This window comes from Streptomyces sp. NA02950, assembly GCF_013364155.1.
Classification (GTDB): domain Bacteria; phylum Actinomycetota; class Actinomycetes; order Streptomycetales; family Streptomycetaceae; genus Streptomyces.
Genome location: NZ_CP054916.1, coordinates 2,687,928 through 2,708,891, shown reverse-complemented (window position 1 = coordinate 2,708,891; position 20,964 = coordinate 2,687,928). Strand labels below are relative to the sequence as shown.

The 20,964-nt window shown below is 72.8% G+C and carries 17 protein-coding genes; 10 read left to right on the top strand and 7 right to left on the bottom strand.

Annotated features, from left to right (window positions below; translation table 11 throughout):
- Positions 1-190: 190 nt before the first annotated feature.
- The 3 genes from HUT19_RS11285 to HUT19_RS11275 form a co-directional block, all read right to left on the bottom strand.
- Positions 191-1,135 carry an aminoglycoside phosphotransferase family protein gene (locus HUT19_RS11285; protein WP_176180341.1) on the bottom strand — a complete coding sequence of 315 codons (945 nt, stop codon included), beginning with the start codon at positions 1,133-1,135 and terminating at the stop codon, positions 191-193.
- A 73-nt stretch (positions 1,136-1,208) separates the two neighbouring features.
- The gene (locus HUT19_RS11280) at positions 1,209-1,715 is read right to left on the bottom strand and encodes a ferritin-like domain-containing protein (protein WP_176180340.1); all 507 of its coding nucleotides are present in this window, start codon (positions 1,713-1,715) and stop codon (positions 1,209-1,211) included.
- A 21-nt stretch (positions 1,716-1,736) separates the two neighbouring features.
- Complete coding sequence (locus tag HUT19_RS11275) at positions 1,737-2,393, bottom strand: hypothetical protein (protein WP_254885534.1); 657 nt, start codon at positions 2,391-2,393, stop codon at positions 1,737-1,739.
- 137 nt (positions 2,394-2,530) lie between these two features.
- On the opposite strand from HUT19_RS11275, the gene rimP reads away from it, so the two are divergent.
- From rimP to HUT19_RS11235, 8 genes are all read left to right on the top strand, one after another.
- Positions 2,531-3,043: a ribosome maturation factor RimP gene (gene rimP, locus HUT19_RS11270; protein WP_176180339.1), complete on the top strand. Its 513-nt coding sequence runs from the start codon at positions 2,531-2,533 to the stop codon at positions 3,041-3,043.
- Between the two features lie 2 nt (positions 3,044-3,045).
- Positions 3,046-4,038 (top strand): transcription termination factor NusA, encoded by a 993-nt coding sequence (gene nusA, locus HUT19_RS11265; protein WP_176180338.1) that lies wholly within the window; start codon positions 3,046-3,048, stop codon positions 4,036-4,038.
- Between the two features lie 97 nt (positions 4,039-4,135).
- Positions 4,136-4,423, top strand: coding sequence for a YlxR family protein (locus tag HUT19_RS11260; protein ID WP_176180337.1), 288 nt, complete (start codon positions 4,136-4,138; stop codon positions 4,421-4,423).
- Positions 4,424-4,574: 151 nt separating this feature from the next.
- Positions 4,575-7,691: a translation initiation factor IF-2 gene (gene infB, locus HUT19_RS11255; RefSeq protein ID WP_176180336.1), complete on the top strand. Its 3,117-nt coding sequence runs from the start codon at positions 4,575-4,577 to the stop codon at positions 7,689-7,691.
- 133 nt (positions 7,692-7,824) lie between these two features.
- Positions 7,825-8,121 (top strand): DUF503 domain-containing protein, encoded by a 297-nt coding sequence (locus tag HUT19_RS11250; protein ID WP_176180335.1) that lies wholly within the window; start codon positions 7,825-7,827, stop codon positions 8,119-8,121.
- An 86-nt stretch (positions 8,122-8,207) separates the two neighbouring features.
- The gene (gene rbfA, locus HUT19_RS11245) at positions 8,208-8,681 is read left to right on the top strand and encodes a 30S ribosome-binding factor RbfA (RefSeq protein ID WP_176180334.1); all 474 of its coding nucleotides are present in this window, start codon (positions 8,208-8,210) and stop codon (positions 8,679-8,681) included.
- Entirely contained in the window at positions 8,678-9,604 is a 927-nt protein-coding gene (gene truB, locus HUT19_RS11240; protein WP_176180333.1) for a tRNA pseudouridine(55) synthase TruB, read from the top strand. Before rbfA ends, truB begins: the two co-directional genes overlap by 4 nt.
- A 385-nt stretch (positions 9,605-9,989) precedes the next feature.
- On the top strand, positions 9,990-10,943 hold the full coding sequence (locus tag HUT19_RS11235) for a bifunctional riboflavin kinase/FAD synthetase (RefSeq protein ID WP_176180332.1): 954 nt from the start codon (positions 9,990-9,992) through the stop codon (positions 10,941-10,943).
- A gap of 137 nt (positions 10,944-11,080) precedes the next feature.
- Here the strand turns inward: HUT19_RS11235 and HUT19_RS11230 are convergent, their stop codons facing one another.
- Entirely contained in the window at positions 11,081-14,497 is a 3,417-nt protein-coding gene (locus HUT19_RS11230; RefSeq protein WP_176180331.1) for an SCO5717 family growth-regulating ATPase, read from the bottom strand.
- Positions 14,498-15,022: 525 nt separating this feature from the next.
- Between HUT19_RS11230 and HUT19_RS11225 the strand changes: the two genes are divergently transcribed.
- The gene (locus tag HUT19_RS11225; protein ID WP_254885533.1) at positions 15,023-16,573 is read left to right on the top strand and encodes a PQQ-binding-like beta-propeller repeat protein; all 1,551 of its coding nucleotides are present in this window, start codon (positions 15,023-15,025) and stop codon (positions 16,571-16,573) included.
- Positions 16,574-16,671: 98 nt separating this feature from the next.
- Here the strand turns inward: HUT19_RS11225 and HUT19_RS11220 are convergent, their stop codons facing one another.
- The 3 genes from HUT19_RS11220 to eccE form a co-directional block, all read right to left on the bottom strand.
- The gene (locus HUT19_RS11220) at positions 16,672-16,902 is read right to left on the bottom strand and encodes a DUF397 domain-containing protein (protein WP_176180329.1); all 231 of its coding nucleotides are present in this window, start codon (positions 16,900-16,902) and stop codon (positions 16,672-16,674) included.
- 132 nt (positions 16,903-17,034) lie between these two features.
- A complete protein-coding gene (locus tag HUT19_RS11215; RefSeq protein WP_176180328.1) occupies positions 17,035-17,868 on the bottom strand; it encodes a hypothetical protein in 834 nt (277 codons plus the stop codon).
- Positions 17,868-19,211: a type VII secretion protein EccE gene (eccE, locus tag HUT19_RS11210; protein ID WP_176180327.1), complete on the bottom strand. Its 1,344-nt coding sequence runs from the start codon at positions 19,209-19,211 to the stop codon at positions 17,868-17,870. The genes HUT19_RS11215 and eccE overlap by 1 nt, the downstream gene beginning before the upstream one ends.
- Positions 19,212-19,392: 181 nt before the next feature.
- Between eccE and eccB the strand changes: the two genes are divergently transcribed.
- Positions 19,393-20,961, top strand: coding sequence for a type VII secretion protein EccB (gene eccB, locus HUT19_RS11205; protein ID WP_176180326.1), 1,569 nt, complete (start codon positions 19,393-19,395; stop codon positions 20,959-20,961).
- Positions 20,962-20,964 lie beyond the last annotated feature (3 nt).

Sequence of the window (20,964 nt, the reverse complement as noted above, 5' to 3'; positions counted from 1 at the left end):
CAGGGCCCGTCTTCACAGGAATGTCCGGCCGCGAGCGGCGTCTGGTGCGGCACACCGCACGGCGGAGGAATCGCCCTCGTACTGGGCGTACTCGGGCGACTGGCGACAACGCGGCCGGGGGCACCTCCCAGCGGTAGCTGGGGGCGCCGTGCCAGGCGTCGGGAGCAGGGCGGCCCCTGTGAAGAGGGCCCTAGAGCCAGCCCGCGAACTCCAGCAGGAGTTCGGCGCGGGAGCGGTCGCCGGTGCGGGCGCGGTGCAGGCCCGTTTCGACGGCGCGGTAGAGGGTCCAGCCCCGCAGCCGGTCGCGGTCCACGTCCAGGGAGTCGGCCAGTTTGGCCACCCGGCGGCGGGCCGCCGCAGCGGGGCCGGGGCCCGCGGCCAGGTCCTCGCAGCGGTCGAGCACCAGCTGCGCCAGGTCGTAGGCGCGCTCGCCGACCAGCGGGGCGGGGCCCACCGTGAGCCAGGGCGCCCGTTCCCCGGCGAGCACCTTGCCCTGCCGGAAGTCGCCGTGCAGCAGGACCGTTTCGGGAGGTTCGGCGAGCAGCTCCGCCCGCAGTTCCACCGCCTCCTCGACCAGCGGGCGGGCTTCGGCCGCCCAGCTCCCGGTGGGGAGCAGCGGCTCCACCGCGTGGCCCTCGCCGGTGCGCTCCGCGACCGTGCCGAAGGGGTGCTCGTCCGGCGGCGGCACCCACAGCCGCCGGACCGTGCCCGCCGCCTCCAGCAGCGCCTTCGCCTCCGGCAGTGAGCGCACCGACACGGCACTGCTCAGCCGTTCGATCAGCAGCGCACCGGTGCTCGGGTCGGCGCGCAGCAGCCGGGCCGCGCCCCATCCGTCCCAGTGGGCGAGCGCTGCCCGCTCCCGTTCCGCACCGGGCCCGGGGACGGGCAGTTTCAGCGCGGCCGGGGTGCCGTCCGCCTCCCGTACCAGTGCGACCAGGCTGCCGCGGCCGCCGGGCGTCACGACTCGCTCCGGGGTCAGCTCCCAGGCGTCGAGCAGGTGCACCACGGTGTCCGGAAGAGCCTCCAGCCAGCTGCGGACCGGACCATCCGGAGCGTCGCTCAGCGCGTCCAGCAGCCGCTTCGGCGGGTGGAAGGGGGCCGTATCCCGTCCATCGGGCTGCGGTGCCGATGCCATGCCTGAGCCGTCCCCTTCATCAACGTCGTCACGATCACCGTTGTCCGCTCCACGGGCCTGTCACCGCGGCCCGTCACAGCGCGTCGGCCGGGCCGCTCGCCGCCGACGACGGGGCGGCCGGGGCGGCGGCGTGTTCGGCGAGTCCAGGGAAGGCTACGCCGCCCCCGCGCCAGCGCACCGCCCGGACCGCCGCCTCGCGCAGCGCGCCCGCCGCCTGACGGCGCAGCGAGGCGTCACCCGCCCGGACGAGGTCGGCGTAGACGGCGGCGATACGGTTCTCCAGCTCCGCGGCCAGCCGTACCGCGGCGGGCGCGTCCGGAACGGCGAACGGCAGCGCGTAGGCGGGGGCGGCGCCCGCGGGGGTGCCGCCGAGGTCGCGCACGGTGCGGACGAGCGCGTCCCGGCGCGCACGGTGCGCCGCGTACCCCTCGCGCGCCTCGGCGAGCCGGTCGTCGCCGATCCGGCCGCCGACAACGCCGTAGCCGTAGACGGCGGCGTGTTCGGCGGCGAGCGCCGCCTGGGCGGCTCTGAGCGCCGCGGCGCGGCTGCCGCCGGACGTACGGCCTGGTCGAGAGGCCATGTCAGTACCCCTTCCCGGTGGTCATGAGCCCGAGTCGCCGTGGGCCAGGAGATACACATGGGCGGCGCCGCAGGCCGCGACGGAGGCCAGTAGCCGGGCGAGTTCGGGCGGCGCGGTGAGGAGGGCGGTGGTGCGGCTGTCGGCGGTGTGCCGTTCGGCCTGGGCCAGGGCGGCGAGGGCCTGCTTCTCGTCCTTGGGCACCGCGGGCGGCCGCTCCCGCCGCGCGGACGCCGACGCCGACGACGCCGCGGACGGCGTCCCGGACCCGGTGGGGGAGGCGGACCGTTCATGCCCGCGGAACGCCGCGGCGTGCCGTGCCGTCTCCGCCCGCAGCGGCGCCAGGCGCTTCGCAAGGGCGGGGTGCGCGTCCGCGGTCGCGTCGTAGCGCGCCAGTAGCGCGGCCGAATCGCGCGCGCCGGTGGCGCGGAGCTTCGCGACGCTCGCGCCCCCGCCGGTGTCGCGCCGGGTCTCGGAGCCGTCGGAGCAGCCGCTCAGCAGCGCGGCGGCCCCGAGCGCTCCGCCGCCCAGCAGCAGAGCACGCCGTCGCGGCGTCGCCCCTGCCGACGACAGGGGTGCGGGGGAGGTGTCGGTGGGGGACAGGGGGCCTGGTGGGGGCGTGGTGATCGACACGTTCCTCTTTCCGGGCTGCGGCAGCTCCCGGCCGCCGTTGGTGATCACAGCAGGCGAGCGTACCCGCGTAGGGGCGAGAAGCCCGGCAGCGCCCACCGAATCGTCAGCCCGCCGCTGGAACAGATAGGCTTTGACCTGACACGCGACCTTCCCACAACAGCACACGCGGCCGAGGAGTCACCCGGATGAGCACCACCCAGAGCGAGAGGCTGCGCGGACTGCTGGAACCGCTCGTCAGCGCGCGAGAGCTGGATCTGGAAGAGGTCGAGGTGACGCCCGCCGGGCGGCGGCGTGTGCTCAGGATCGTCGTGGACTCCGACAACGGTGTGCAGCTGGACGCGTGTGCGGAGCTCAGCCGGGACATCTCCCGCACGCTCGACGACACGGACGCGATGGGTACCACCCCGTACGTCCTCGAGGTCACCTCCCCCGGCGCCGAGCGCCCCCTGGTCGAACCGCGCCACTACCGCCGTGCCACCGGCCGCCTCATGCGCGCCCGGCTCGCCGACGGCGGCGAGCTGGTCGCCCGGATCACGGCCGTGGACGACGAGGGGCTCGACGTGGAGGTGCCCGGCGTGAAGGGGCGCAAGCCCACCGCCAGGCGGCTGGCCTTCCAGGAGATCTCCAAGGCCCGGGTGGAGATCGAATTCAACCGCAGGCCCGCTGGTGAGGGCGACGAGAGCAAGGAGGAGGCGTAGCCGTGGACATCGACATGAGTGCCCTGCGGGGTCTGGTGCGAGAGAAGGAGATCTCCTTCGACCTGCTGGTCGAGGCGATCGAGTCGGCCCTCCTCATCGCCTATCACCGCACCGAGGGAAGCCGCCGCCGCGCCCGCGTGGAGCTGAACCGCAACACCGGCCATGTGACGGTGTGGGCCCAGGAGGACGTTGAGGACCTGGAGGAGGGCGCCGAGCCGCGCGAGTTCGACGACACCCCCTCCGGTTTCGGCCGGATCGCCGCGATGACCGCCAAGCAGGTCATCCTCCAGCGGCTGCGGGACGCCGAGGAGGAGATCACCTTCGGCGAGTACGCGGGGCGTGAGGGCGATGTGGTCGCCGGTGTGGTCCAGCAGGGCAAGGACCCGAAGAACGTGCTGGTGGACATCGGCCGGCTGGAGGCCATCCTGCCGGTGCAGGAGCAGGTGCCCGGCGAGGACTACGCCCACGGCACCCGGCTGCGGACCTATGTCGTCCGCGTCGTCAAGGGCGTGCGCGGTCCGTCGGTGACCCTTTCGCGTACCCATCCCAACCTGGTGAAGAAGCTCTTCGCGCTCGAGGTGCCGGAGATCGCGGACGGCTCGGTGGAGATCGCTGCCATCGCCCGCGAGGCCGGTCACCGGACCAAGATCGCCGTCAGGTCCACCCGTTCGGGTCTGAACGCCAAGGGCGCGTGCATCGGCCCGATGGGCGGCCGGGTGCGCAGTGTGATGGCCGAACTGCACGGCGAGAAGATCGACATCGTCGACTGGTCGGACGACCCCGCCGAGCTGGTGGCCAACGCGCTGTCCCCCGCCCGGGTGAGCAAGGTCGAGGTGGTGGATCTGGCGGCGCGCTCGGCGCGCGTCACCGTGCCGGACTACCAGCTGTCCCTGGCCATCGGGAAGGAAGGGCAGAACGCCCGGCTCGCGGCGCGGCTGACCGGGTGGCGGATCGACATCCGCCCCGACACCGAACAGCCTGGTGATCAAGGCTGATTCAAGCCGGTCTGGGCCAGAATCCGGCCGAAAACGAGTGACCGTTCGATCACTCCCCCCGAGGGGTGAGGTCGCTACAGGGAGGTAGACTTAAGCAGTGTCTGGCCGCGCGCGTGCTCGTGCCTGCCCTGAGAGAACCTGTGTGGGATGCCGGGATCGGGCGGCCAAGAAGGATCTGCTGCGCATCGTGGCGGTGGAGGGCGTCTGTGTCCCCGATCGGCACGGTACGCTGCCCGGTCGGGGTGCGTATGTGCATCCCACACCGGTCTGCCTCGACCTGGCGGTTCGCCGCCGGGCCTTTCCCCGGGCCTTCAGAGGATCGGGGGCGCTCGACACCACGGACGTGCGCCGCTGTGTCGAGCGGGGTGAGCAGGCATCACCGTAAGTAGTTGGAAGAGCGGCACGGGACACCGTGCGGTCAGGTACCTCGCGAGTCGGAAGTAGGTCGAGATTGCGATGAGCACTCGATGAGTACGCGATGAGTACGCCCATGAAGTAGCGACGGTCCGGCGTAACCCGGACCTCAAAGGAGCGAAGTGGCTAAGGTCCGGGTATACGAACTCGCCAAGGAGTTCGGAGTTGAGAGCAAGGTCGTCATGGCCAAGCTCCAAGAACTCGGTGAATTTGTACGTTCGGCGTCCTCGACCATCGAGGCGCCGGTTGTCCGCAAGTTGACTGACGCATTCCAGGGCGGCAACGGTTCCGGCCGCGCCGCCGGCAAGCCTTCGGCGCCGCGCAAGGCGACGCCCGCCAAGCCGCCGACACCGGGTCCGGGATCGGCGGCCCGTCCGGCTGCCCCCAAGCCCCCGACGCCCGGCCCCAAGCCGGCAGCCGCCGAAGGGCCCCGCAGCACGCCCGCGGCGCCCACCCCGGGCCCGCGTCCCACCACGCCCGGCGCCCGCCCGACCCCCGGCCCCAAGCCGGGTCCGGCGCAGCCCGCGGCACCCCAGCAGCCCGAGTTCACCGCCCCCCCGGCGGCGGCCGCCGGCCCCAAGCCGGCCCAGGCCAAGCCGGGCGCGCCCGCGAAGCCGGGTGCCACGCCCGGTCCGCGCCCCAGCGGCGCCCGTCCGGGCGGTCAGGGCCAGGGTGGTCAGGGCCAGGGCGGCCAGGGTGCCCGCCCCGGCGCGCCGCGCCCCGGTGGCGAGCGCGGTCCGCGTCCGGGCGGTGCCCGTCCGGCCGGTCCGCGACCGGGCAACAACCCCTTCACCTCCGGCGGTTCCACCGGTATGGCGCGCCCGCAGGCGCCCCGTCCCGGCGGCGCCCCGCGTCCCGGTGGCCAGGGTGGCCCCGGTCCGCGCCCGCAGGGCGGCCAGGGCGGTCCCGGCCGCGGTCAGGGCGGCCCCGGCGGCGCCCGGCCCACTCCGGGCCAGATGCCCCGTCCGCAGGGCGCCCAGGGCGGCGGACAGCGTTCCGCCGGCGGCCCTGGCGGCGGTCCCGGCGGTCCGCGTCCGAACCCGGGCATGATGCCGCAGCGTCCCGCCGCGGGCCCGCGTCCGGGCCCCGGTGGCGGCGGCGGTCGCGGTCCCGGTGGCGCCGGTCGTCCCGGCGGCGGCGGTCGTCCCGGTGGCGGTGGCGGCTTCGCCGGTCGTCCCGGCGGTGGCGGCGGCGGTCGTCCGGGTGGCGGTGGCGGCTTCGGCGGCCGTCCCGGTGGTCCCGGCGGTGGCGGCGGCTTCGGTGGCCGTCCCGGCTTCGGCGGTCGTCCGGGTGGTCCCGGCGGCCGTGGTGGCACGCAGGGTGCGTTCGGCCGTCCCGGCGGTCCGGCGCGCCGTGGCCGTAAGTCGAAGCGGCAGAGGCGCCAGGAGTACGAGGCCATGCAGGCCCCGTCCGTCGGCGGCGTGATGCTGCCGCGCGGCAACGGCCAGACGGTCCGGCTGTCGCGTGGTGCCTCGCTCACCGACTTCGCGGAGAAGATCAACGCCAACCCGGCGTCGCTGGTCGCCGTGATGCTCAACCTCGGCGAGATGGTCACCGCGACCCAGTCGGTCTCCGACGAGACGCTCCAGCTGCTCGCCGACGAGATGAACTACGTCGTCGAGATCGTCAGCCCGGAGGAGGAGGACCGGGAGCTTCTCGAGTCCTTCGACATCGAGTTCGGCGAGAACGAGGGCGGCGAGGACATGCTCGTCTCCCGTCCGCCGGTCGTGACCGTCATGGGTCACGTCGACCACGGTAAGACCCGGCTGCTGGACGCGATCCGCAAGACCAACGTGGTCGCGGGCGAGGCCGGTGGCATCACCCAGCACATCGGTGCCTACCAGGTCTCGACCGAGGTCAACGAGGAAGAGCGCAAGATCACCTTCATTGACACCCCGGGTCACGAGGCGTTCACCGCCATGCGTGCCCGTGGTGCCAAGTCGACCGACATCGCGATCCTCGTGGTGGCGGCCAACGACGGTGTGATGCCCCAGACGATCGAGGCGCTGAACCACGCCAAGGCGGCCGATGTGCCGATCGTGGTCGCGGTCAACAAGATCGACGTCGAGGGCGCGGACCCGACCAAGGTGCGCGGTCAGCTGACCGAGTTCGGTCTGGTGGCCGAGGAGTACGGCGGCGACACCATGTTCGTCGACATCTCCGCCAAGCAGGGGCTGCACATCGACAGCCTGCTGGAGGCCGTGGTTCTCACCGCGGACGCCTCGCTCGACCTGCGCGCCAACGCGGAGCAGGACGCGCAGGGCATCGCGATCGAGGCCCACCTCGACCGCGGCCGCGGCGCCGTGGCCACCGTGCTGGTCCAGCGCGGCACCCTGCGGGTCGGCGACACCATGGTCGCGGGCGACGCCTACGGCCGCGTCCGGGCGATGCTCGACGACAACGGCAACGCCCTGGAAGAGGCCGGTCCGGCCACCCCGGTCCTGGTGCTCGGTCTGACCAACGTGCCGGGCGCGGGCGACAACTTCCTCGTCGTCGACGAGGACCGCACCGCCCGCCAGATCGCCGAGAAGCGCGCCGCGCGCGAGCGCAACGCCGCCTTCGCCAAGCGCACCCGCCGGGTCTCCCTGGAGGACCTGGACAAGGTGCTCAAGGCCGGTCAGGTGCAGCAGCTCAACCTCATCATCAAGGGCGACGCGTCCGGTTCGGTGGAGGCCCTCGAGTCCTCCCTGCTCCAGCTCGACGTCGGCGAAGAGGTCGACCTGCGCGTCCTGCACCGCGGTGTGGGTGCGGTCACCGAGACCGACATCGACCTGGCGACCGGCTCCGACGCCATCGTCATCGGCTTCAACGTGCGCGCCGACGGGCGTGCCACGCAGATGGCCGAGCGCGAGGGCGTGGACGTCCGCTACTACTCGGTCATCTACCAGGTGATCGAGGAGATCGAGGCGGCCCTGAAGGGCATGCTGAAGCCGGAGTACGAAGAGGTCGAGCTCGGTACGGCGGAGATCCGCGAGATCTTCCGCTCGTCCAAGCTGGGCAATATCGCGGGTGTGCTCATCCGCTCCGGCGAGGTCAAGCGGAACACCAAGGCCCGTCTCATCCGCGACGGCAAGGTGGTCGCGGAGAACCTCAACATCGAGGGCCTGCGCCGCTTCAAGGACGACGTCACCGAGATTCGCGAAGGCTTCGAGGGCGGTATCAACCTCGGCAGCTACAACGACATCAAGATCGACGACGTCATCGCGACGTACGAGATGCGCGAGAAGCCGCGCGGCTGACGCGCTGCCTCTCATCCGGGGCCGGTCGGCGGGAAATTTCCGTCGATCGGCCCCGGCCCTTGCGTGTACGGTTCGAGGAGCCTGCACGAAGCCCGCACCTTCAAGGCCCCACGGGTGGCTTGACCCGGACCGCATGTATGTAGGGACGTTGTCCTTCGACCTGCTCCTTGGCGACGTACGGTCGCTGAAGGAGAAGCGCTCCGTCGTCCGGCCGATCGTCGCCGAGCTGCACCGCAAGTTCGCGGTGAGCGTGGCGGAGGTCGGCGACCAGGACCTCTATCGCAGGGCGCAGATCGCCCTCGCGGTGGTCTCCGGGGACGCGGGTCACCTCCGGGACGTTCTCGACCGCTGTGAGCGGCTGGTCGCCGGGCGGCCGGAGGTGGAGCTGCTGTCGGTGCGACGGCGGTTCCACGGCGACGATGACGAGTGACGGACGGGGAACCCGACGGTGACGACCACCGTCGATGACCGGCCCCGGCCATCAAGGACCGAAGCGAAGAAGAGAGAAGTAGACACATGACCGACACCGCGCGGGCACGCAAGCTGGCGGACCGCATCCGGGTTGTGGTCGCGGAGACCCTTCAGCGGCGGATCAAGGACCCGCGGCTCGGCTATGTGACCATCACCGACACCCGGATCACCGGAGATCTGCGGGAGGCGACCGTCTTCTACACGGTCTTCGGCGACGACGAGGAGCGGGCCGCCTCCGCCGCGGCCCTGGAGAGCGCCAAGGGCGTACTGCGCTCCGAGGTCGGCCGTCAGACCGGGGTGCGGTTCACCCCCACCCTGACGTTCGTCCCGGACGCCCTCCCGGACAACGCCCGCACCATCGACGATCTGCTGGCCAAGGCCAAGGCGGCCGACGCACAGGTCCGCGAGGCGTCCTCGGGCGCCGAGTACGCCGGTGACGCCGATCCGTACCGCAAGCCCGGCGAGGACGCGGACGAGGACGGGAACGAGAACGACGCCAAGGGCTCCTCGGACGTATGACGCGCAACGGCAGGGCCGGTTCCGGCGCGCCGGACGGCCTGGTGATCGTCGACAAACCGGCCGGCTACACCTCCCACGACGTCGTCGCCAGGATGCGCCGCTTCGCCGGGACCCGGCGGGTCGGCCACGCCGGCACGCTGGACCCCATGGCCACCGGCGTGCTGGTGATCGGCGTCGAGAAGGCCACCCGGCTGCTCGGCCACCTGGCGCTGACCGAGAAGGAGTACACGGCCACCATCCGGCTCGGCCAGACCACCGTCACCGATGACGCGGAGGGGGAGATCACCGCCGCGCACGGGGCGGCCGGGGTCGAGCCCGGCGCCGTCGAGGCCGGGATCGCCGCGCTGACCGGCGAGATCCAGCAGGTGCCGTCCAAGGTCAGCGCCATCAAGATCGACGGCAGGCGGTCCTACGCACGGGCCCGTGAGGGCGAGGACTTCGACATCCCGGCGCGGCCGGTGACCGTCTCGTCCTTCGCGCTGCACGAGCACCGCGAGGCGAAGGCGGAGGACGGCACCGCCGTCCTCGACCTGGATGTCACGGTCGTCTGCTCCTCCGGCACCTACATCCGGGCGCTCGCCCGCGACCTGGGCGCCGGACTGGGCGTCGGCGGCCATCTGACGGCGCTGCGCCGCACCCGGGTCGGTCCGTACGGGCTGGCGGCGGCCGAGACGCTGGAGCGGCTGGAGGAGTCCCTGACGGTCATGCCCATCGCGGAGGCCGCCGCGGCCGCCTTCCCGCGCTGGGACGTGGACGCGCACCAGGCCCGGCTGCTGGGCAACGGCGTACGGATCGACATGCCCCCGGTCAGGCCGGGGGACGAGGCGGGCGGGCCGGTGGCCGTCTTCGATCCGGACGGGCGCTTCCTGGCCCTGGTGGAGGAGTCGAAGGGCAAGGCCAAGAGCCTGGCGGTCTTCGTCTGAGTGATCTTCCGGGGCCTTCGCCCGGGGGACCGCTTTCGCCCGGGAAACGCGCCGTGGCCGCCGGTGGCCGCCTGTGGCCGCCGGTGAGCGCCGTCCCGCACCGCGGGGCGGCCTGTGCCGTCCTGCGGTGCGTTGCGACCCCCCGATCTCTTCCCCTCCAGGTGTCTTTCCGCTGCCGCCGGAGAATTCACCCCATCGTGCGGGCGCCCGGAAGGCATCACGGGAGTGAAAGGGGGCGCATGAAGTCTTGCGAGGCCCCTGGCGACCGTGGTGAACGCGGGGCCGGGCGCCCGGAGTGGCCACCGATGCAAAGGACGTGCCGACGGCATGGCACTCTTAGATCTGCGAAGTCGACAGACAAAAGTTCGGGCGAGGAGCGGGCAAAGTGCAGCGCTGGCGTGGCTTGGAGGACATCCCCGAGGACTGGGGACGCAGCGTCGTCACCATCGGCTCCTACGACGGGGTGCACCGAGGACACCAGCTGATCATCGGCCGCGCGGTGGCACGCGCGCGTGAGCTGGGTGTACCGGCGGTCGTGGTCACCTTCGACCCGCACCCCAGCGAGGTCGTACGCCCCGGAAGCCACCCGCCGCTGCTCGCCACCCACCAGCGGCGCGCGGAGCTGATGGCGGAGCTGGGCGTAGACGCGGTGCTGGTCCTGCCGTTCACGGCGGAGTTCTCCCGGCTCACCCCCGGTGACTTCGTGGTGAAGGTGCTGGTCGACAAGCTCCACGCCTGGGTGGTCGTGGAGGGCCCCAACTTCCGCTTCGGCCACAGGGCCGCCGGAAACGTGGCGTTCCTGCGCGAGCTGGGCGCCACCTACGACTACGAGGTCGAGGTCATCGACCTGTACGAGCGCGGCGAGGCGGGCGGCGGCGAGGCGTTCTCCTCCACGCTGGTGCGCAGGCTGGTCGCCGACGGGGACGTCACGGGCGCGATGGAGGTCCTCGGACGGCCGCACCGCGTCGAGGGCGTGGTGGTGCGCGGTGCCCAGCGCGGCCGTGAACTGGGCTTCCCCACGGCCAACCTGGAGACCCTGCCGCACACCGCGATCCCCGCCGACGGCGTCTACGCGGGCTGGCTCACCGCCGAGGGCGAGGCGATGCCCGCGGCCATCTCGGTCGGCACCAATCCGCAGTTCGACGGCACCGAGCGGACCGTCGAGGCGTATGCGATCGACCGGGTCGGACTGGATCTGTACGGACTCCATGTCCAGGTGGACTTCCTCGCCTATCTGCGGGGCCAGGAGAAGTTCGACTCGATCGAGGCGCTGCTGGAGCGCATGGCCGTCGATGTGAAGCGGGCGCGGGAACTGGTCGAGGAGTACGGCGGCCGCTGAGGCCCCCGCACAACGGCGATCGCCCCGCCGGACCGGGATCCTCCGGTCCGGCGGGGCGATGCCTTTTCGCGGTGTGCCGTGCGCCGCTACTGCTGGGGCTCCGCCGGGGGCTGCTGCTGCCAGGGCCGGCCCTGCGCCTACTGGGGCGGCTGGCCGGGCTGCGGCTGCTGCCACCCCTGCTGGGGACCGGGCCGGCCCGGCTGGGGGTAGCCCTGGGGTGGTCCGGGCTGCGGATAGCCGGGCTGGGGCTGTCCCGGCTGCGGGTAGCCCTGTGGCTGTCCCGGCTGGGGCGAGTACGGCCCCGGGTAGCCCTGTGGCTGTCCCGGCTGGGGCGAGTACGGCCCCGGGTAGGGCTGCTGCTGTCCCTGGCCCTGGCCCTGCCCCTGCTGCGGACCCGGCTGCTGTCCCTGCCCGTGAACGGGCATCGGCGGGGCCATCTGCGGCGGCGGGGCGCTGCCGCCGTCCGCCGTCCACAGGCCCTGTGCCTGCTGGGCCCGGGCGAAGTCCTCCGCGACGAGGGCCGAGAGGTTGAAGTACGCCTCACGGGTCTTCGGCCGCATCATGTCCAGGTCCACTTCGGCGCCCGCCGACAGGTGCTCGTCGAACGGCACGACGACCACACCGCGGCAGCGCGTCTCGAAGTGCGACACGATGTCGTCAACCTTGATCATCTTGCCTGTCTCCCGGACCCCCGAGATCACGGTGATGCTGCGCGAGACCAGGTCCGAGTAGCCGTGGGCGGACAGCCAGTCGAGCGTGGTGCTCGCGCTGCTCGCGCCGTCCACCGAGGGCGTGGAGATGATGATCAACTGGTCGGCGAGATCGAGCACTCCGCGCATCGCGCTGTAGAGCAGACCGGTGCCCGAGTCGGTGAGGATGATCGGGTACTGCTTGCCCAGGACGTCGATGACGCGGCGGTAGTCCTCGTCGTTGAAGGTCGTGGAGACGGCCGGGTCCACGTCGTTGGCGAGGATCTCCAGACCGGACGGGGCCTGCGAGGTGAACCGCCGGATGTCCATGTAGCTGTTGAGGTACGGGATCGCGGTGACCAGGTCGCGGATGGTCGCGCCGGTCTCACGCCGCACCCGGCGGCCCAGGGTGCCCGCGTCGGGGTTGGCGTCGATCGCGATGACCTTGTCCTGGCGCTCGGTGGACAGGGTCGCGCCGAGGGCGGTGGTCGTCGTGGTCTTGCCGACACCGCCCTTGAGGCTGATCACCGCGATGCGGTAGCAGGAGAGCACCGGCGTACGGATCAGCTCCAGCTTCCGCTGCCGCTCCGCCTCCTCCTTCTTGCCGCCGAACTTGAAGCGCGAGCCGCCGGCGTTGTTCTTCTTCGGCTTCTGCTTGCCCCGGATGAGCCGGTCCGAGGACAGCTCGACCGCCGCCGTGTAACCGAGCGGCGCGCCCGCGCCATGGGCGGCCTGACGCCGCTGGTCCGGTGTGACGACGGGCCAGCCGCCGGTCCGCGGATCGGCCGGGGAGTCCGCCCCGGCACCGGCGTTCGCGGCGGCAGCGCTGCTGTCGGGGCGCGGGTAGCCGTAGCCGTCCTGCGGGGCGGGAGCCGCGTCGGGGCGGGGGAAGCCGTAGCCGCCCTGCGCCTGGTCCTGGCCCTGACCCGGTCCCTGCGGACCCGGTGGGGCGTACGGCCCGGGCTGTGCCTGCGGGGGCTGCTGGTTCTGCGGTGCGGGCTGGGGCGCGGGGGAGGGCTGCGGGTGGTTCGGCGGTACGGCGTCCTCGGGCTCCGCCTGCGGACGCGGGAAGCCGTAGCCGCCCTGCGCGGGCGCGGGCGCCGGGGGCTGCCCCGGACCGGCGGGCCCGGGCCGCCCCTGGTGCTCCTGATTGCTGTCGTGGGGCTGGGGCTGGGGTGCCTGCGGCGGCTGCGGGCTCTGGGGGGCCTGCGGACCGGGGGCGGCAGGTGGCTGGGCGCCGGATGCGGGCGTGCCGCCCTGGCTCCGTCCCTGTGCCTGTCCCGGGAACGGGGCGGGACCGGGCAGGCCGGGACCGCCCTGGCCCCCCGGAGCGGGCTGGGCACCCGGACCCGGCTGACCGGGAACCGGCTGGGCACCGGGGCCGGGCCGGCCCGGGACCGGACCGGGGGCGCTCTCGCCGGGGCGGGGGTAGCCGTAGCCGCCCTGCGGGGACGTGGGCGCCGGGATGCCGGGCGCGGGCTGACCCTGCGTACCGGGCACCGGCGGCGCCCAGGCGGCGGCCTGCGGCGGAGGACCGCCGCCGGTGCCGGGAGCGGCTCCGGGGCCGTCCGTGCGCTGCTCAGGGACCGACGCCGGGGCGGCCCCGCTCTCGGGGGACCACGGCGCGCCCGCGTTGGGCCGCGGGGTGGACGGAGCGGTGGGCTCCGGCGCGCCCGGAGTGCCCGTACCGCCGTCCGCGCTCCGCGGCGCGGCGGGCTGGAAGTCCGGCGGCAACGGCGGCAGTCCGGACTGCGGACCGGCCGGAGGCGCCCACGGCGTGGACGGCGGCTGCTCGGGCGAGGGCACGTCCGGCGCGGGTGCGCCCTGCGGCGCCGCGCCCTCGGGGATCGCGTCCTGGGGCTCGTCGTCGTCCGCGGTGTCGCGCTCGGCCTGGCGGCGCTCCGCGAACTCCTGGCGCAGCGCGGCGGTGGAGAACCGCATGGTGCCCTCGCCGCGCACCTCGTCGCCGGTGGGGGGAGCGGTGGCGTCCCCGGCGCCGGAGCCGGAGGAGCCCGGGGCGGACCCCTCGGCATCCGTTTCCGCGTCGCTCGCCATGCTGTCGGAGCCCTCGGGGGTCTCGGGGCCCTTGAGGCTCTCGGCGTCTCCGGCGGCGCGCAGTTCGGCCATCTCCGCCCGCAGGGCGGCGGTGGAGAAGCGCAGGGTGCCTTCGCCGCGGATCTCGCCGCTGTCGCTCCCGGCGGTGTCGGCCTCCAGGCCGGCGGTGTCGCTCGGCGCGGCGGCCGGCGGCAGCGCGTAGTCGTCGTCGGCCTTCCCGGCGGTTCCCGGGGCCGGTTCCGCGGTGTTCTCGCGCTCCGGCCACGCGTCCCGCGCGGCGCTCGTCGAGCTCTCCGCGCTGAGGTCACCCGTTCCGGCGTCAGCGGTGGGCGGAACCACCGGGTCGAGGGAGACGTCGGGCGCAGGGGGCGCTGGGGGCATTCCCCCGGAACGCTCGTCACCCGTCTCGCCCGGTCCGGCCTCGTCCGCGGCCCGCGTATGCGTCTCGCCCTCGTCGGACCGGGCCGGTGCGGACTCGGCGGACGGTGCCGGGGGCGGCGGCCACGAGCCCGCGAAGCCGTTCGGATCCGGAACGTCCGGTACCGACACCGGGGTTCCGGTCGGCGGCGGCGGAGGCGGGGGCACGGCCCCCGCGCCCGCCCCCGTGTCCACTCCGGATCCGGCGGTCCCCCCGGACGTTCCGGCCGGGCCGGGGGCGGGCGGGGCCGGTGACGGCGAAGCGTTCTGCGTGTACCAGGCGGGCGGGGTGTAGTCGATGGTGAACTCGCCCGTGTGCTCGGTCTCCGCGTCGGACCGATCATCGCCGGGTGGGGTTCCGCCCGTGCGGATCTCGTCCCGATCGCTGCTCACAATGCCTCCTGGCGTGGTCGAACACCCTTGAAATTCTTGGCGAGGCCGATCCGTTGCCGATCGTTACTGTCGTCCGACCGTTCGGCTTTCCCCTTTGGTGACGCCGGGGATACCTGATCAGGTTCTCCACCGCGTACACCAAGACTAATCACCATGAGGGCCGCTATGGCAGGTCCGTCCGGGACTCACGGCTGTCCGATACCTCACCGTGCCTTACAGGGCCGTATACCCCCTCAACCCCCGGGGGGAGCCCCGGCGTCCGGTGATAGAAAGAAACCCGCTCGAATGCCGACGGACCCGCCTAAGAGGTGAGCGCTGATGCCGCGGCCGCCCCGACCGCCCCGCCGACCTCCTGCGGGGAGCTTCGGTCCGCCACCGGAACCCGAGCCCTCCCAGGGCGGCTTCGGCCCCCCGCGGCAGCCGCCCGCGGCAGACGGGCGCACTCCACCTCAGATCTGGCATACCGGGGCGCTCCCCTCGAGTTCCCCCACACCGCCCACACCGCCCACACCCCCGGCGCCCGACGTGCCGCAGCCTCCCGGGCCGCCGACGCCCGCCCCCGGCAATCCGTACGCGACCGACCCGAACCAGCCCGCGTTCGACGGCCCGTACACCACGACGCCGTACGGGCCACCGGCCGACGGCGCCGGCGGCAGCGGTGGCAACAGGAAGCGGAAGGCCATCGTCATCGGCACGGCCGTGACGGTGCTGCTCGCGGCGGGCGGCGCGGTCTTCGCCGTCCTCCGCTCCGACGACGGCGGCAAGAAGCCCTCCGCCGCGCCGAGCACCGCCCCCGCCGGGCCCCACCGGACGCATCCGACGACCGAGACCACCGGTGGCCCTGACGGCGACAGCAAGGGCCGCGACGACGAGGAGAGCGACCCCGACGACGTCCGCCGGCCCGGCGAGGCGAAGGTCCTGTACCAGACGCCCGCGCCCGAGCTCACCGAGCGCGGCGTGGACGTGCCCGGCTTCTGGGTGCGCAAGGGCCACGTCGTCAAGGCCGTTGACGACGAGGTGACCGCGTACAAGGACGACGGCAGCGAGAAGTGGTCCCTGTCGCTGCCCAAGGCGGTGTGCGCCGCGCCGGATGCGGCCACGGACGGCAAGGTCGTGGTCGCCTACGCGGGCCACCGCAAGCGCTCGTGCGGGCGGCTCGCCCTGATCGACCTCGACAAGGGCGTCAAGCTCTGGGACCGCGAGGCCCCGGAGTCCGGCCCCTTCGGCGGCGACCACTCGAACATGGGCATGGCCCAGAGCGGGGATCTGGTCGGCCTCTCCTGGTTCGGCGGCTCGGCCATGGTCAGGGTGGACAGCGGCAAGGAGGTCTCCCCGGGCAAACTGAGCCCGGCCTGCTCGGTGGACGGTTACGCGGGCGGCAAGGTCCTGCTGCGCGCGTACTCCTGCAACGACGGATCCGCCGAACTCCAGCAGCTCACCCCGGACGGAAAGATCGAGTGGACCTATGCCGTCCGCAAGGGCTTCAAGGTCAGCAAGATCTTCTCCACCAGCCCGGCCGTTGTGGCGCTCAGCAACGAGGACCGCAAGTCCGGTGGAGTACTGGCGATTTCGGAGCGGGGCGCAAAGCGATCCTCCCTCGCCCTGGGCAAGCAGTCCTATCAGCCGCGGTGCCGGATGGACCTCTTCGGCACCGACATGGGTGCCTGCCAGGGCGTCGCCGCCACCGCGGACACCCTCTACCTGCCGACCGAGCTGACACAGGGCGGCGGTTCGGGCCCGACCACCGAGATCCATGCCTTCGACCTGGACAGCGGCAAGAAGAAGTGGGCCCTGAAGGTGAGCGGCCGGATGCTGCTGCCGCTGAGCACGGACGGCAGGAACCTCATCGCCTACGAGGAGCCCACGTCCTCCGGCGGCGGGCTGGTCGTCAGCGTCGGCCCCGGCGGTGGTACGCCGCGGAAACTGCTCCAACTGCCCCGGGCGACCCGCGAGACGGAGGCCGCCCTCGTCACCGCCACCCGGATCTACCGGAACGGCACCTTCTACATCGCCTCGGACCGCATCACGGGGACCCCGGGCGCACACGAGAAGCTGCTGATGGCCTTCGGGCCCTGAGATCGCCCGTGGGCGGCGCCCTGAGGGGCCCGGGGGACGGCGGACGGGCGGACGGGCGGACATCGGCCGGTGTCCGCCCCCCCCGGCCGCATTCCTTCTCAGCGCAGGTCGAACTCGCCGTCCCGCGCGCCCAGTACGAAGGCGCGCCACTCGGCCTCCGTGTAGCGCAGCACCGTCCCGGGATCGGCGGAACTCCTCATCGCCACCGCCCCGTTCGGCAGGTAGGCGATCTCCACCCGGTCCTCGGAGGTGCTGTTGGGCGCACTGAGCCATTCGACACCGGAGATGTCGAGGGCGTACAGCTCTGCCTTCTCTTTGGCGTCAGCCATGGGTGGAGATTCCCTTCACATACCGCGGACATCCGTCCGCCCGACGGTGACAAGTCTGATCCACCCCGCGGGCGGCGGCAATCGAACACGGAGAACACACCGGGGAGAGACGCACGGTGAGCCGAGACGGATTCAGTCCATCCGGCGCGGGCCGCCCAGCAGTCCTGTCTCCACATCGGTGGGATGCAGGGCCACATACAGCCGCGAGCGGCGGTTGCACCACAGCGTGACCCCGTCCGGCAGCGTGGACAGCGACTCGACGTCCGGGCCCGGCAGTCCCATGATCTTCCCGACCTGAGCGGCCTCGTCGGGGGAGACCCGCTGCACACCGACCAGATCCGCGTTCTCCATCAGCCGCGGTGCGACCGGGCTCAGATAGGGCAGCAGCGTCAGTACCGACTGCCAGGGCGCCGCGGACACCCGGCCCCGCGGCGGCCGCATCCCCGCGTCCCGGATCACCAGCACCGGACTGCCGATCGACGCCCCCTGCGGCGGCACCCGGCCCACGTCGTGGAGGGTGATGCTCTCGTGGCCGCCGTTCGCCGCCTGGGTCAGCCCGGTCCACATCTGACGACGGCCGGTCTCGACGGTGACCCGCGCACCCGTGGCCACCGCGCGCAACCCGATGACCTGCGCCGTCCACAACCCGCCGACCAGCAGGATGTTGAACGGCGTCGGGCGGTGCAGACCGAGCACCGCGGGCTGGTCCCGGGCGCCTATGCCGATCACCACCCCGTCGTCGCCGATCGGCAGCGCCAGTGCGTCGAACTGCTCCGGGGACAGCTCGTGCGGCTGCCGCCGGGGCCCGATCAGCCCGAAGCCGCGCCGCATCCTGCGCGGGGCGGGGGCGGGGGCGGCCGGATCGCCCGCTCCGCCGGGAGCGGCGGCCGGGACGGGGGCTCCGTAGGGTGCAGAAGCTCCGTACGGGGCAGAGGCTCCGTAGGGGGCGGTCGTCGGCGTGGCCATCAGTGGGTCCCTCCCAGGGGCAGAGTGGCGAGGACACCGGGCACCTGCTCGCGGTCCAGCCGTACGAGCCCGACCCGCACCCCGCGCGCGGTGCGCAGCAATTCGCGCCGGATCTGCACCAGTTCATCGGCGCTGCGGCCGGTGATCCGCACATGCCCGCTCACCGTCGGAGCGTGCCGCCCGCCCTGGGTGCCGCCGCGGCGCAGGGTGAGGCTCAGGGTTGTGGCCAGCGCGGGCAGCGAGGTCAGCAGCGCGGCCAGCTGGGGGAGTGGTGCGGCACTCGGCCCCATCTGCGGCCAGCGGCCCACCCAGTAGGTGGTGTGCCAGCGGTCGTCGCAGCGCCAGGTGCGGGAGCTCTCCACGGTGCGCCGCGAGAGGGTGTTGGTCTGCCGGGCCTGGGCGGTCGCCATCGGATTGACGCTCGCGGCGGTGGAGATGGCCGCGGTCAGCGCCTCCTCCGTCAGCAGCGTCACCCCGAAACCGGCCCCCTGCAACCGGCTCGCGAGCTGGTCGGCCGTACGCAGCACACACCGCTGCGCACCCTCCAGACCGCCACCGCGCGCTTCCACGGCCTCCGGGCACAGCTCCGGGTCGAACTTCAGCGCCACCCAGGTCAGCCGGGTGGACGGCGCGCCGGTGTGCTCCTGCAACGGGCCGTAGTTGCGCACCGCCACCGCCTGCGCGGGCAGATGGGGCGCGGGCGCGGTCATCGCGTGCTGGACCACCTGAACCGACTCCAGCAGGATCCCGTCCACGTCCAGGGCGTCGCGCAGCAGCGCGAGCGGCAGCGGACGCTGGGCCCGCTGCGGGCGCAGCGGCGCGTCCACCGCCTCCACCTGGATGACGGCGGTCAGGAAGGTGCCGTCCCCGACCATGCCCACCGCGCGGCGCTCCCGGTCGGTGTACGTGTACGTCCGCAGGGCGGGCTCGCACTCGACGGCGGGCGTGAAGCCCGGGTCGGTGCCCTCGTCGACCGGCTGCGACGCCCGCCGCTGACGCCTGCGCAGCGCCAGGGCCGTGCTCAGCCACTCCGGAATCGGCTGCTGATGGCGGCTCACCACGGCCACCAGCACCAGCACCACGCCCACCACCGCCGCCGCGACCAGCATCAGTTCATCGATGACCCAGGCCACCAGCACGATCGCCGCGGCCACCTCCACGAGCACGAGCTGCTGGAGCCGCAGCGGGCCCAGGCTGCCGGGACGGGGCAGCGGGCGCGGGGTCACGGAACCCGGGGCCGCGCCCCGGGCCGGAGCCGGGGCGGGAGTCGGCGCACCGGGTCCGCTCGGTGTGCGTCGGCCGGACGCGCTCCTCGCGGTACGTGCGCGCGTTGCGGCAGCCATCCCCGTCAGCCCCTTACAGTCCGAAACCCGCCCCAACGGCTCGGTCGTTGGTCTTCCCCAAGAGTGTCCCCGAGCACCATGAGTCAATTGACTACCGGCATAGTAGAGGGTCGGTACGAGACCGGTCCGAGGGCAGGCCACCTGACTACCGAGGCCGAAAAGCGGGGAGAAGCGGCTAAACATGGCATCACGGCGGGATGAACTCAACGCCTATATCTTTGCGAAGAAGCGGACAGTCGCCGCGTTCTTGCAACCCACGCCGAGCGGCACCGAGGAGGGCGCTCCGCGCCCGCTGCGCGCGGTGCTCCCCGGAGTGGTCATCGGGGCCCTGATCCTGGCCGGATTCGGCGCCTGGGGCATGTTCAAACCGGTGGCTCCCAAGGGCTGGGACGACGTCGCCTCGCACGTCGTCGTCGGCAGCGACTCCACCACCCGCTACGTCGTGCTCAAGACCGACGGGAAGGTCCAGCTCCACCCCGTCCTCAACTTCGCCTCCGCCAAGCTGTTGCTCGACCCCGACAAGTCGAGCATCGTCAAGGTGAAGGAATCCGAACTCGACAACGGCCATATCCCGCGCGGCCCGACGATCGGCATTCCCTACGCCCCGGACCGGTTGCCCTCGGCCGACGAGGCGAAGAAGCAGATGGAATGGGCCGTCTGCGAACAGCCGGGCGGAAACGGGAAGACCACGCAGAAAGCGGTCTTCCTCTTCTCCGACCGCGACCCCAAGCTGAAGAAGCTGCACGGCTCGCAGGCGCTGCGCGGCGGCCAGGCCCTCTATGTGGAGGACCAGAACCATGTGCGCTATCTCGTCGACCCGAAGGGCACCAAGTACCTCATCGGCGGCCCCGACCTCAAGAAGACCTCCCCGGACATCTACAGCCTGCTGCTGCGCACCGTCTTCCACGACGGCGCGAAGCCGCAGCGGGTGACCAACGACTGGCTGCGGACCTTCCACGACGGCAAGCCCATCACCTTCCCGAAGATCCCGGGAAGGATCGGTGCCGATGCCGGCGTGCCCAGCCTCGGTGAGAAGGCCAACAAGGTCGGCATGGTTCTGGAGGCATCGACCGGCACCGGTAAGCAGAACTACGTGGTGCTCCAGGGCAAGGTGCAGCGCATCTCGGAGTTCGTCGCCAAGCTGCTGCTCAGCAGCAGGCAGCTGGTCGGCATGGATCAGAAGGGCCGCGCGGAGAAGGTGAACGCCGCCACCTTCACCTCGGACGGCGAGGAGTTCTACGGCGGCTACAAGTGGCCCGACCAGATCCCCGACCAGGCCAATTCCGTCGCCCCTGAGCTCGGTGGCGGCGCGCGCGACACGAGTTGCAGCGTCCTGCGCGGCGTCAGCGCGAAGGGCGACCCCAGGACGGCCACCTGGGCCGGCCGTGATTTCCCGGCCGCCATTCCGGACGGTGCCACCAGCGCCTATGTCACCCCCGGCTCCGGCGTTCTCTTCCGCCAGATCAAGGGCACCCAGGTCAAGAACGGTTCGGTGTTCCTGGTGACCGACACCGGACTGCGCTACGCCGTCCAGTCCAACAACGACAGCGGTTCCGGCAAGTCGAAGATCGGTGCCGATCCCGCCGACGAGTCCGCGGCCAATTCGGCTCAGCAGAACCCCGAGGAGGCCAAGCAGCGGCTCGGTTACAAGGAGGTGAACCCGGTGCCGGTGCCCGACACCTGGTCCGAGTTCCTGCCCCGTGGTCCGCGGCTGGACAAGAACAGCGCCCGGCAGCCGCAGGGGTCCTGAGGC

What these genes read in the sequence shown, in the direction of transcription:
- HUT19_RS11285 (WP_176180341.1), bottom strand. Translation starts at nt 1,135, where the DNA reads ATGGCATCGGCACCGCAGCCCGATGGACGGGATACGGCCCCCTTCCAC.
- HUT19_RS11280 (WP_176180340.1), bottom strand. Translation starts at nt 1,715, where the DNA reads ATGGCCTCTCGACCAGGCCGTACGTCCGGCGGCAGCCGCGCCGCGGCG.
- rimP (WP_176180339.1), top strand. Translation starts at nt 2,531, where the DNA reads ATGAGCACCACCCAGAGCGAGAGGCTGCGCGGACTGCTGGAACCGCTC.
- HUT19_RS11250 (WP_176180335.1), top strand. Translation starts at nt 7,825, where the DNA reads ATGTATGTAGGGACGTTGTCCTTCGACCTGCTCCTTGGCGACGTACGG.
- rbfA (WP_176180334.1), top strand. Translation starts at nt 8,208, where the DNA reads ATGACCGACACCGCGCGGGCACGCAAGCTGGCGGACCGCATCCGGGTT.
- truB (WP_176180333.1), top strand. Translation starts at nt 8,678, where the DNA reads ATGACGCGCAACGGCAGGGCCGGTTCCGGCGCGCCGGACGGCCTGGTG.
- HUT19_RS11220 (WP_176180329.1), bottom strand. Translation starts at nt 16,902, where the DNA reads ATGGCTGACGCCAAAGAGAAGGCAGAGCTGTACGCCCTCGACATCTCC.
- HUT19_RS11215 (WP_176180328.1), bottom strand. Translation starts at nt 17,868, where the DNA reads ATGGCCACGCCGACGACCGCCCCCTACGGAGCCTCTGCCCCGTACGGA.
- eccE (WP_176180327.1), bottom strand. Translation starts at nt 19,211, where the DNA reads ATGGCTGCCGCAACGCGCGCACGTACCGCGAGGAGCGCGTCCGGCCGA.
- eccB (WP_176180326.1), top strand. Translation starts at nt 19,393, where the DNA reads ATGGCATCACGGCGGGATGAACTCAACGCCTATATCTTTGCGAAGAAG.